General features: G+C 54.7%; 9 protein-coding genes and 1 riboswitch. Of the genes, 7 read left to right on the top strand and 2 right to left on the bottom strand.

Annotated elements, in window-relative coordinates; translation table 11 throughout:
- Positions 1 to 8 precede the first annotated feature (8 nt).
- Positions 9 to 1,385, top strand: coding sequence for a RagB/SusD family nutrient uptake outer membrane protein (locus tag H7U12_RS15135; protein ID WP_186639488.1), 1,377 nt, complete (start codon positions 9 to 11; stop codon positions 1,383 to 1,385).
- A gap of 684 nt (positions 1,386 to 2,069) precedes the next feature.
- Here H7U12_RS15135 and H7U12_RS15130 read toward each other — a convergent pair.
- Positions 2,070 to 4,670, bottom strand: a complete 2,601-nt coding sequence (locus H7U12_RS15130; protein WP_186639486.1) for a M14 family metallopeptidase — start codon at positions 4,668 to 4,670, stop codon at positions 2,070 to 2,072.
- A gap of 375 nt (positions 4,671 to 5,045) precedes the next feature.
- A riboswitch (SAM riboswitch) is annotated at positions 5,046 to 5,151 on the bottom strand.
- 363 nt (positions 5,152 to 5,514) lie between these two features.
- Here H7U12_RS15130 and H7U12_RS15125 point away from each other — a divergent pair.
- Entirely contained in the window at positions 5,515 to 6,183 is a 669-nt protein-coding gene (locus H7U12_RS15125) for a hypothetical protein (RefSeq protein WP_186639484.1), read from the top strand.
- Positions 6,184 to 6,257: 74 nt separating this feature from the next.
- Here the strand turns inward: H7U12_RS15125 and H7U12_RS15120 are convergent, their stop codons facing one another.
- Positions 6,258 to 6,503 carry a hypothetical protein gene (locus tag H7U12_RS15120; protein WP_186639482.1) on the bottom strand — a complete coding sequence of 82 codons (246 nt, stop codon included), beginning with the start codon at positions 6,501 to 6,503 and terminating at the stop codon, positions 6,258 to 6,260.
- Positions 6,504 to 6,551: 48 nt separating this feature from the next.
- Here H7U12_RS15120 and H7U12_RS15115 point away from each other — a divergent pair, with 48 nt between their 5' ends.
- The 5 genes from H7U12_RS15115 (at position 6,552) to H7U12_RS15095 (ending at position 12,097) form a co-directional block, all read left to right on the top strand.
- Positions 6,552 to 7,400 (top strand): CPBP family intramembrane glutamic endopeptidase, encoded by an 849-nt coding sequence (locus H7U12_RS15115; RefSeq protein ID WP_186639480.1) that lies wholly within the window; start codon positions 6,552 to 6,554, stop codon positions 7,398 to 7,400.
- A gap of 256 nt (positions 7,401 to 7,656) precedes the next feature.
- A complete protein-coding gene (locus H7U12_RS15110) occupies positions 7,657 to 9,150 on the top strand; it encodes a peptide MFS transporter (RefSeq protein WP_186639478.1) in 1,494 nt (497 codons plus the stop codon).
- A gap of 96 nt (positions 9,151 to 9,246) precedes the next feature.
- On the top strand, positions 9,247 to 9,753 hold the full coding sequence (locus tag H7U12_RS15105) for a DinB family protein (RefSeq protein WP_186639476.1): 507 nt from the start codon (positions 9,247 to 9,249) through the stop codon (positions 9,751 to 9,753).
- Positions 9,754 to 9,861: 108 nt separating this feature from the next.
- Positions 9,862 to 10,812: an alpha/beta hydrolase gene (locus H7U12_RS15100; protein WP_186639474.1), complete on the top strand. Its 951-nt coding sequence runs from the start codon at positions 9,862 to 9,864 to the stop codon at positions 10,810 to 10,812.
- 199 nt (positions 10,813 to 11,011) lie between these two features.
- Positions 11,012 to 12,097 carry a fatty acid desaturase family protein gene (locus H7U12_RS15095; RefSeq protein WP_186639472.1) on the top strand — a complete coding sequence of 362 codons (1,086 nt, stop codon included), beginning with the start codon at positions 11,012 to 11,014 and terminating at the stop codon, positions 12,095 to 12,097.
- Positions 12,098 to 12,144: the final 47 nt, after the last annotated feature.

Raw genomic sequence — 12,144 nt, 5'->3', positions numbered from 1 at the left:
AAACAGCCATGAAAACTTTCTCTTCCTATAAAACCTTCGTCTTAGCCGCCGCCGTTCTTTTCTCTAGCTGCGATTTACTGGAGCCAGACCCCGCCACCGAGGTGTTATCTTCCACGGCTCTGGTAGATGCCCGGGGTGCCCAGGCTGCCTTGCTGGGAACCTACAGCGAGCTGCAAAGCAACAACTACTACGGCCTGGACTATCCGGCTTTGTCTTACCTGTCCTCCGACGAGGCGGAGTCCATCGGGTCTTATGACTTTTACCGGCAGTTTGACCGCAATGCCATCCAGTCCGAGAACAGCTCTATCCTGAGCACCTGGCGGCAGATTTACCGCGTGATCAACCTGGCCAACAACCTCATCGGCAAAGTACCCGCCATCCAGGACGCCGCCCTAACCGATAACCTCCGGAAAACCACCCTGGCCGAAGCCCATTTCCTGCGTGGCCTCGCGTACTTTGACATCGCCCGGGCCTGGGGCGGCGCCCAGCTGGTCCTGACGCCCACGGAGTCTAAACTGGACGGCCAAGGCATCGGCAGATCCACCAAAGCCGAAACCTACGCCCAGGTACTGGCAGATTTAAACCAAGCCGAGCAGCTTTTCACCGAAGTGGAGAATGGAGCCGTGGGTGCTTCGTATACCACGCCCGCCCGCGCCTCTTTGCTGGCAGTTTGGGCCCTGAAAGCCCGCTTCTACCTCTACCAGGAAAACTGGACCGAGGCCGAAAACTACGCTACGAAGGTGATTGACGCGAGAAAGGCGCAGCTAGTTTCTCCTTACGAGCAAACCATCCAGGGCCTGCTCACCCCCGAAAGCATTCTGGAACTGGCCTACACCACCGCCAACGGCAACAGCCACGCCTATTACTGGCTGCCCAGCGTCAGCGGCGGACGCTTGGAATGGGTGCCAGGCCAAACCATCGCTGCTGAACTGCGCAACCCGGCCGTGGGCGGGGCCCGCAGCCTCCTCATCGGCACGTCAGGTACCATCGTCTATGGCAAAAAGTACTTCCGGAACGGCACCAGCGATGACCCGGCCTATCTGCTGCGGATCTCTGAGCAGTACCTCATCCGGGCCGAGGCCCGCGTAAAGAAAGCCGCCCCGAACCTAGTAGGTGCCTTAGCCGATGTGAATGCCATCCGAGAGAGAGCCCGCGTGGAGAAACTGACCTTGCAAGATGCTCCCGGTTTGTTGCTGGCCATTGAGCAGGAACGCAAACTGGAACTCGCCTTTGAAGGCCACCGCTGGTTTGACCTCATCCGGACGGACCGCGCCCAGGCTGTATTGGGTATCTCGGACCCCAACAAGTTCCTGTACCCCATCCCCAACGCTGACATCGTCGCCGATCCAGACCTAGGTCCGGAAGACCAGAACCCCGGCTATTGATCTCATTTCTGCTTTGTTGTTGAAAAGGAGTACTGCATAAGCGGTGCTCTTTTTTTTTGCCCTTTGTTTTGGAGCTGTTTTTAGGAAAGTAGGCCTAAAACAGTGGTTTAGGTTGCACTGTTTACTTTATCAGTTGTATAGTTTGAGGCTATCGCCTCAATGAAGTTGCAAACTTCGGGTCATTTTAGGTCCAAGTTGAAAACTTGAACCATGTAAATATTTTGTGGATAAGGTACGCATTTCGTCCCCCTTTGAAGGGGGTAGAGGGATGATTGCTCGTGCTGATTATGTCATTCCTGAACTGTAGGGGCAATCCCTTGTGGTTGCCCTTGCTTCGTAGCACAGCAAACAAGCTTCAAACGACTTTGTCATCCCCCTACCCCCTTCCAAGGGGGACGGAATGCGTGAAAAGAGAAATGAAGGATGCTGTACAAGCTTTGCTATCAGAACGGCAACAATAAAGGCGGCTACCTAATTGGTAGCCGCCTTCATATAAATAGCCTTGAGATTCAGACTCTCCATTTATGTCATCCTGAAAGGATCTTGTGGGCAAGCTAGAAAGGCCTTTAGTTAACGTTATTACCGTTCGCTACCAAGATCCTTTCAGGATGACAAGGAGGGAGGTGCACTTTTGGTCTCACCTTGACTAATCAGAGAGCCAAGCAAGGTCATCGTCGAAAATCTCTATTCCTCCGCACCAGCAGGCACGCCGCCAACGGTTTTAGTGATGTTGCCGAAGAACAGGGCGTTGAAGAACAGGCGGTTGGTGCCGTACCAGGTGCCCCGGAAATTGGGGTTATCGGCGAAGAGCACCACGGTGCCCTGGCCCTGGTTCTGCGCCAACAGCGAGGCTGAGTTCGCGATTTTCTTCAGGTTGGTTTTGGAGACGTAACCACTCTGCAGCGGATTGGCCGTGTACTGGGCTACGGTTTCATAGGAGCTTTTGCTGGGAGCCAGGAACACACTGCTGTTGCGGTACACGCTCAATTTGCGCGAGGTGTAGCCGAAGGCCAGCGGGTGCGTGATGTCCAGGTCGGTCTCATAAATAGAGCCGCCCACGGATTTCGCTCCTTCCAGTTCGCGGGCGTTGATGTAGTCATGGCGCACGGTTTTAGCGGCGGTATCAGCAGGGGAGATAAGGCGGGCATTGGCGATGCCTTGTTTGATGGCCCACTCAGAAGCGGTTTTGAAGGTGATCAGGGTGCCGCCTTCGGTGACCCAGCGCTTCAGCTTGTCCACGGTATTCTTGTCCAGGCTGTTGTAAGCGCCGCTCACCAGCACAATGGTATTGTAGCGGGCCAAACTTATACGCGGGAAAGAACTCAGCTCGGCTTTGGTGATGGGCATCTTCAGCTGCGAATCCAGCAGGAACCAGACCTCGCCGGCCTCCGGGCCCATCACGCCGTTGCCTACCAGCATCAGGGCCTCAGGTTTGCGGAGGGTCTGGATGCTGCTGCTGCCCAAGTCAATGCCTTTGGCACTGAACCCGCTATTCACCGAAGCAATGTTGATTTTGCGCTCCGCAATTACTTTCTGGATGGCTTTGTACAGTGAGTCAGAAGAGATTTTCTGCGAGGCAACCGGGATGGTGATGGCACCGGGCAGGTAGTCTTTGGCGCCAGTTGTGGTGTTGGCTGTGAAAGGTTTCAAAGCCGTCTGGGCGGTTACTCCCAGGGATTGCAGTTGGTACAAGGCACCGGCGGTGTTGTAATCGGTCCAGTCCATGAGGTAGGCGTAGTTGCTTTTTGGCGGGGCTGCTGCGGAAAGGGCGGGCAGGGCGGTTACTTTGTTTCCGCGGTTCACTGGTTTGGTGGCGCCCACGTGCGGCAGGCCATAGGCCAGGGCCAGGGTCCAGGTGGAGGCATCGTAGAAGACGCTGTCGGGCAAATTGGTGTTCTTCGCGAAGATGGATTCCACCAGGCGGTACTGTGGTTGCTCAGTGGGCACCACATAGGATTTCCCTTTCTCAAAGGCGGTGCCATTAATGGTCTGGTTGCCGGGCAATTCATACACCTCAATCTTGTGGGCCAGCAGCAGCTCGGTGAAAGTGCGCAGGCGGGTGGCATCGTACTTCTCGCCGTACACGTAGGCTTTCACCGGATTCTTGCGGCCGTCGGCGATGCCGGATTTATAGAACTCGCGTTGGTGTTTCAGGAAGGTCTCTCGGTTCTCCACGGCTCCTTTCACCGTGGCCAAACCGGTGCTCAGGTGGTTCCGGATGCCGAAGGCGAAGGTCAGCACGCCGGTGGAGTTCTCCTGCCGGTTGCCGCGGGAACTGGCCTGCTCGGTGGTGATGCCCACGCCACCCTGGAAATCGGGGTAGGTGGAGCCGTAGCCCGGATAGATGTTGTCGTACTGCTCTTTGGTGAAATAGAGTGACCCGATCTCGTCCAACGCGGCGGCGTGGTACTTGGCAATGATGACGTTCAGGTTGTCGTAAGTGCTGCGGGGCACCAGGTAGTTCTCGGAGCCGTAGGGTTTGCTGGGCTCAAAGTAATAGGTGGAGTTGGTGCCCATCTCGTGGAAGTCAATGACCACGTTGGGCAGCCACTCATGGTAGAATTTAAGGCGATTTCTGCTTTCCACGTGCGCAATGGGTAGCCAGTCACGGTTCAGGTCAAACCAGTAATGGTTGCCGCGGCCGCCGGGCCAGACTTCGTTGTGCTCCCAGTCGGCGGGATCTGAGACGGAGGGTTCGCTTTGGTGCACGTTGATCCAGTTGGCGTGGCGGTCGCGGCCATCGGGGTTGTGGGCGGGGTCCAGCAAAATCACCGCTTCTTTGAGCGCGCGCTGGGTTTCGGGGTCCTGGTTGGCGGTGTAGTAATAGGCGGTGAGCAGCGAGGCTTCCAGGCTGGAGGCTTCGTTTCCGTGCACGCCGTAACCCAGGTTCACGAACACCGGCGCGTTGGCCAGGTTGGGCAGCGGTTTGGAGACATCGGCTAGCTGAAGATGTTCCTGCCGGAGGCTCTCCAGCTTCGCGTGGTTCTCGGGGGAGGTGATGATCACCACAAGCTGCGGCCGCAGTTCATAGGTTAACCCGATGGTCTGCACGGTCACTTTGTCGGAGAGGCGGTCCAGTTCCTTGAGGTAGGCCACCGATTGCTCGTAGCGGCTGTGGCGCTCGCCGATGCCGTAGCCCAAGAACTGCTCAGGCGTGGGAATGGCGGCGTCAAAGTTCTTCGTCTTAGGGAAATAATAACTGCTTTGGGCAAAGGCCGGGAAGAGGGTCAGAATCCAGGCGGCCAGGAACAGAAGGGGCCTGTAAGTACGTAAGGCTGATGTCATGTTGTTTTAAGGGTGATTTTCAGAAAATAGGTTAAAAGCGTAGCGGCGAGAAAAAGACGTTTCCGCAACAGCAAAGCGAGAGGAAGCGATAGAGCGCCGCCAGGGTAGAGGAGAGGCAGGCGGGCAAAGAAGTACCCCAGGCAAGAGCCGGTTTCTTTGCCCTTGCCTGCGCAAGTGCCGTGTACATAGAAGTAAAAGAATGCTAGAAAGAAGCGCTAGAACCGCGCCCCGAAACAAAAATCAGGAAGAGCCGGAAGCTCAGGAGAAACTAACCGCAACAACAGAAACGCCGGCCAATAGAGGAGATGACGGGGGCAGTTGAAACGGAAAGAAGGAGGTACTTGGAAAGGGTGCGGCGGCGGATCATGGTCTGAAAACTTATATTTCCCATTGGTCTGGGCAGGAGTTAGCACCTTTTTAACATGGTTAACGGTTGCTAGAGGTTCTCAGAGCCTGCTCTCTCCCCTCTTCGGTATAATGTCAGGGGCTAAGGTAAATGGCCGGCAGCTAGATCGCAAAAGAATTAGCCATTATTTACAGCTTTCCTCCTGTTCGCCTATCTTATGGAGCGGACAGCGTTTTAGCGCCCTTTTCTGGAAAAGAGGGTGAAAACGGCTTCTGGTAGAGAAAATATCCTCATCGGTCACCAAAAAAGAAGGTAAGTTGAAAAAAACAGGATGCGATTAGCTTATTCCTGAAATAATCAGGCAAAAGTGGCGGTTGGTAGAAATCTATGCTCCAGAACTTCGTTAATTAGCAGAAGTCTTGTTTTTTTGTCAGCATGCGTTGCCGAAATCGTTAATTTTAGCTGCTCAGGTAAACCGTTGATCTTTAATTATTGCCTATGAAAGTTTTTTCGTTTTTTCTTTTCCTCAGCCTTGCGGTAGGTTTCACAGGGCAGGCACAGACCGCTGCCCCCGCCAAGAACAAAGCCTCGTACACCCTGCAGCAGCAGTTCAACTCGCTCAAGTTCCGCTCTTCCACCCATACAGAGTACAACCAACCGTACAAAGTGGTAAAGCAAGCCAACCTGGATGCCTTCTTCAAGAATGTGCAGGACACCTTGCGGGCGCGGGAGCAAAGCATCAAGAACGCCGGAAAAGAAACTGCCGTGAAACTGGCCCAAACGCAGAAAGAACTCGCCGATCAGAAACTGCAGGTGCAGTCTCTGCAGGAGGTGAACGCCCAGAAGGAAAAGCAGATCCAGCAGGGCGCGCATGACGTGGCCAGCCTGTCGGTGCTGGGGATTGACATGGACAAGCAGGTGTACGTGATCATCAGCCTGATCATAATCCTGGCCTTGGGAGCCGTGGCGGCCGTTTTCGCGTTCATGTACAAAAACAGCAACCGCGTGACCGAAGAGAAAATCAGGGCGTATGACGAACTCACCGAGGAATTCAAGAACCACAAACAGCTGGCCCGCGAAAAGGAAATCAAACTGAAGCGGGAGCAGCAGTCAGAAGCCAACAAAGTAGAGGAACTGAAACAGCAACTGGCCCAGTTCCGCCACTAAACGTAGCGCGGGAGCACGCCACGGCGGGCGAAAGTCTTGGGGCAGGCCCGAGGCGTTCGCGCAGACGTCCTACTTTAGCCGAAGAATATCGGCGGCAAGAAACTCGTGAATTTCAATTGGCCCATGAAAGAAGGGGCTCCGGTAAATAGCTCAGGCAGCCAGATGAACGTGGCCGCTTGAGCTATTTTTCTTTCGTGCCCGGCCAGAAATCTGCGGATAACTTTTAACTTACCTTCGGTTTTAGTCCTGTTTTTCAGAAACCAGCCCCAAAGCAGCCTGGAGCAAACCCAGCGCGTTGCGCCAGGTTGCTTTTTGATCATACAACACCAGTCAGTTAAGTCACACCCGTTAAAAGCAGCGCAGAAGAAATGACATTCAATGAATATTCCGGTTTAACCGTGAAGCAGGGCTGGTTCCTGATCTTTCGGTTAATTGCTTTCTCCATATTGCTGTCTATTCCTTTGTTAATCGGGAAGATGCTGATGGAGGGGTATACGGTGCCACCGTTGCTATCGTCTTTGGGGTCGTTGCTCACCTATGCGCTTCCTTTTGTGTTGGTGATCAGGGTCGGGCTGAAATGGAGTAAAAGCGATCTCCGCAAAGACATGAAGGAGGAGTTCGCTAGAATCGATTATGGGGTGTTGGGAGTGGTTGTCCTGCTGACGCCTTTCCTGGGCATCCTGCTGGAGCCTTTGTTCAACCTGTTGCCGCCCCCGCCCGAATTTCTGAACAAAGCCTTCAAAGAGCTCATGCAACCCAATGTTATCTCCTTTCTGGCCATTGCCGTTGCGCCCGCGCTTCTGGAGGAGATGTTGTGCCGGGGCATCATTCTGAAAGGATTGCTGGAGCGGTATTCGGTCCCCAAAGCCATTATTTGGTCGGCGGTGCTGTTTGGGGCCATGCATCTGAATCCGTGGCAGGGCATTACCGGCGTGGTGCTGGGGCTGTTCATCGGGTGGGTGTATTATAGAACCAGGTCCATTTACCCGGGTATCCTGATTCACTTTGCCAACAATGCCATCAGCTTTTTCACGTGGCTGGCCTGGGGAGATACAGTCACCTCTTTGGAGGAATTGATGCCTCCAACTGCTTACTATGTACTGGTGGCAGCCTCTCTGCTTCTCGTCGGGGCAGGTGTCTGGTTCCTGAACAAACGAATGCCGAAGTCCCCGGAAGTGGCGCTAGACCCATTCCCCGAAGCCACGGCGGTTGTCTGACCGTATTCGCTTTCAATCGATCCTAAATTCAACCGCAAACCGCTGGCGCCAAAGACCTCGTAGTGTCCGGAGGTCCTACGAGTGTCTGCCTCCGCTGCCCATTTCCCGGCCCAAACATGCGAAGGGATTTCTGTTTTAGGCCTCATTTCCTAAAACCAGCCCCCAAACAGAAATTCTCCGCTTTTCATTAAATCCCGCCAATATCCGCTAAATTGTCAGGTCGATAACTGAGTTTTCTTTCCGTTTACTACCTGATATGGATTTAACTGAACCGCAGATCCCTGAGGCGCCGGCCTCCACGGGACACCCCAGGCAGCTCTACATGCTCTTTTTCACCGAGATGTGGGAGCGCTTCTCTTTCTATGGCATGAAGGCCCTGCTGCTGGCGTACATGATCACAGAACTCAAGTTTGATGAACCCAAAGGCTACGCCATTCTGGGCTCCTACGCCGCGCTGGTGTACACCATGCCCATGTTTGGCGGCATGATGAGTGACCGGTTTCTGGGCGGGCGCAAGGCGGTGATGTACGGCGGGGTGCTCATGACCATCGGGCACTTAGTCTTGGCGGTGCCGCAGGACTGGAGTTTCTTCTACGGCATGGCGTTCATCATCTGCGGCAACGGCTTCTTCAAACCCAATATCTCCAGTTTGGTAGGCACGCTCTATTCTGACAATGATCCGCGCAAAGACAGTGCCTTCTCCATCTTCTACATGGGCATTAACATTGGCGCGGCGTTGGGCGGTTTGCTCTGCGGGTACGTAGGGCAGCAGATCAACTGGCACTACGGATTCGGGCTGGCGGGCTTGTTTATGATTCTGGGGCTGGTGGTGTTTGCGCTGGGCAAGAAGTCGCTGGGCCAGAACGGGCTGCCGCCAAATCCCGAGGACCTGAAAAAGCCGGTGTTCGCGGGCATCAGCAAGGAAGTGGTGATTTACGGGGCTTCGCTGGCGGTGATCCCCGTGATTGTGGCGCTGTTTAACCGCTACGAGATCATGGACTTCATCATGTTCGGGCTGGGGGCGTTGTCAATCGTGTACATCCTGTTCATCGCGTTCAGAATGGAAGCGGCGGCGCGTTTCAAGCTGTTTGCGGCCCTGGTGCTCATTGTGTTTTCAGCGCTGTTTTGGGCGTTCTATGAGCAAAACGCGGGTTCGCTCAACCTGTTCGCCATGCGCAACGTGGACATGCACGTGGGCGGGGTAGAGCTTCCGGCCCTGGCCGTGAACAACTTTTTGCCGCCGGCCTGGGTGGTGATTCTGAGCTTTTTCTTCGCCTGGCTGTGGCCAAAGTTGAACCGCATGGGCATGGAGCCTAACACGCCTACCAAGTTCGGGTTGTCGTTTGTGCTGGTGGGGCTGGGTTTTTACGTGTTCTACCTGGGCTGCGTGACCAGCGAGGGCAGTGGCCTGATTCCGTTGATCACCTTCATTGCCGGCTACTTCTTCATCATCTGCGGCGAGATGTGTATCTCGCCCATCGGGTTGTCCATGATCACCAAACTGTCTCCGGCCCGCATTGTGGCCATGATGATGGGCATCTGGTTTTTCGCCAGCGCCGTGGGCGAGTTCCTGGCCAGCAAGATTGGCGCGCTCATGAGCGTGCCCCAGAACGTGGTGGACAATCCCGTGCTCTCGTTGCCGTATTACGCCCAGATTCTGAACCAGATCGGGCTTTGGTCGCTGGGCATCGGGGTGGTGCTCATCCTGTTCAGCCGGGTTATCCGGAAGTGGATGGGCGAGGTGCGCTAATCCAACTTATAGAATGTGTGAAACGGGAGCGGGAGTTTTTCCTGCTCCCGTTCTTTTTTCTAACTTACCCATCAGAACACCTAAACCACCAACAGAATGGAGCTGAACCAACAACTCCTGCGGCAATTTGAGCAGGAAGCAAGTAACACCAGAAAGATGCTGGAGCAGGTGCCCCAGGAGCATTTCGACTTTAAACCGCACGCCAAAAGCATGTCTCTGAAAGCGCTGGCCGCGCACATAGCCGAGTTGCCGGGCATGTTCATTAGCCAGGTGATTTTATCGGATGAGCTGGATTTCAACCAGCAGAAGTACGTCCCTTTTGCCGGCATCACCCACCAGGCGTTAATGGCCTATTTTGAGGAAAACTACCAGAAAGCGGTGGAGGCCCTGACCCAAGCCGATCCGGAGGAACTGAAAAAAACCTGGACCATGCGCAAGGGGGAGCACGTGATTTTTTCCATGCCCCGGATGGTGGTCATCCGGAGTTTATCCCTTCATCATTTCATTCACCACCGCGGCCAACTGAGCGTGTACCTGCGCCTGCTGGACGTACCGGTACCCGGCATGTACGGCCCCTCCGCCGATGAAAGGATTGGCGGCTAAGCTGCCGATGAAAGAAGTGGAAACCGTATATGTGAATGCTGTTTTAGGGGCGTTTTGCTGAAAATGCCCTCAAAACGGCTTACTGGTGCTTGCCTTAATTTTTTGAACATGAAGAAACTGATCCTGCTTTTCACGCTGGCTGCCGTGGCGTATTCGGCCTGTAGCCAATCAAAACCCGCGGTGATTCCGCTGTACGAAGGAAAAATCCCGAACGAGGTGCCCGGCCCCAACCAGGAGAAAATGGAAGTGAGAGAAGGCAACGTGGAGATCACTTCGCTGGTGCGGCAGCCCACGCTTACGGTTTACCTGCCGGCCAAAGGCAAAGCCAACGGCACGGCCGTGGTGATCTGCCCCGGCGGCGGGTACTGGATTCTGGCCGCCGGGCATGAAGGGGCCGACGTGGCCCGTAAGTTTGCGGCCAACGGGGTGACCGCGTTCGTGCTGAAATACCGGCTCCCTGACCCCGCCATCACCTCCCAGCCCGAGATCACGCCCTTGCAGGATGCCCAGCAGGCGCTTTACCTGGTGCGTAAAAAGGCGAAGGAATACAACATCAACCCGGAGCAGGTGGGCATGATGGGCTTCTCGGCGGGCGGACACCTGGCCTCCACGGCGGGTACGCACTACACCAAATCCCAGATCCCCAACCCCGAGAACCTCTCGCTTCGCCCTGATTTCCTGCTGTTGATTTACCCGGTCATCAGCAGCGATACGGCCATCTGGCACCAAGGTTCGTTTGACCGGCTTTTGGGGAAAGGAGCCTCAAAACAGAAGATGCAGGCCTACTCCAATGAACAGCAGGTGACCGCCCAAACGCCGCCTACCTTTCTGGTGCATGCCTCAGATGATGACCTGGTGCCCGTCCAGAACAGCGTGGTGTTTTACCAGGCGCTGCTCCAGCACAAGGTTCCCGCGGAGCTGCACGTCTACCAGCGCGGCGGCCACGGGTTTGGCATGGTGAACAAAACCACCAAAGACCTGTGGTTTGACCGCTGCCTGAACTGGATGGGAAGCAACCAGCTGCTGGTGCCCGCCAAACCGGCCCCGCAAGGAAAGTAAAGGTAGGAGCATAGTATTTCAGCGTATTCTCCAAACTCCGTATAAACCGAAGCCGTATGGAAAAATATAGTTGCTGTTTTTCCGGTGTTCTGAATTAATACCCTCCAAGAAAGCGTTACCTTTCAAAGATGTTATGGATTTGATTGACGATTCCCCGTTGAGATAGCCCGATAGCTTATTTTTCAACTTAATCGTCTTTATGGCCACACCCAAATTCATTGCCCCTTCCACTTCCTTTTATTCAGAACTAAAACGACGGACCAACGCCTACTTTGAGGAGAAAGGCAGTCACCCCACGGGCAATTATAAACTCTACATCAAAGCCGCCGTGCTGCTTTCCAGCCTGGTGTTCCTGTACGTGCACCTGGTGTTTTTCACGCCGCCGGTTTGGTTGGCTTTGGTGGAATGTATCCTGATTGGCGGGGTGACCGCGGCCATCGGGTTCAACGTGATGCACGACGGCGGGCACGGCAGTTTCAGCCGCAAGAAATGGGTGAACGAGCTGGCCGGGCTTTCCCTGAACGTGCTGGGCGCCAACATCCACATGTGGACCACCAAGCACAACATCATCCACCACACCTACACCAACATTGACGGCGTAGACGATGACCTGGACGCCAAGCCGTTTCTGCGCCTCTGCGAAAACCAGGAGCACCTGAAAATCCACAAGTACCAGCATTACTACTTCTGGGGCGCGTATGCCATGCTCTACATCTACTGGATTTTCTTCACCGATTACATGAAGTACTTCACCCAGAAAGTGGGCGATATTCCTATCAAGAAGATGAACGCCAAAGACCATCTTTCTTTCTGGGGATTCAAGGTGATGCACTTCGTGCTGTTTGTGGTGGTGCCTATCTACACGGTGGGTTTCCTGCCCTGGCTGGTAGGCTTTCTGGTGTATGGCATGTTCACCGGTTTGGTGCTGAGCATCGTGTTCCAGTTGGCGCACACCGTGGAGCACGCGCATTTTCCTATGCCTACGCAATTGACCAACCGCATTGAAGACGAATGGGCGCTGCACCAACTCAAAACCACCGCCAACTTCGCTACCAAAAATAAGGTGGTGTCCTGGTTGACCGGCGGCCTGAACTTCCAGATTGAGCACCACCTGTTCCCTAAGATCTCGCACGTGCATTACCCGGCCATCAGCAAGATCATCAAGGAAGCCTGCGCCGAGTTTGGGGTGACTTACAACGAGTACCCCAAGACCAGAAACGCCATCACGTCCCATATATCGCATCTGCGTCAATTGGCGCTTCAGCCCGTACTGGTGCAGCGGTAGAGAAACTCTATTTTTTAAACAAAGAATCCCGCGCTGGTCTACAGCGC

Origin of the sequence: Rufibacter sediminis (genome assembly GCF_014269285.1) — a bacterium.
Classification (GTDB): domain Bacteria; phylum Bacteroidota; class Bacteroidia; order Cytophagales; family Hymenobacteraceae; genus Nibribacter; species Nibribacter sediminis.
The sequence above is the reverse complement of the archived record's forward strand: the minus strand, read 5'-3'. Positions and strand labels throughout refer to the sequence as shown.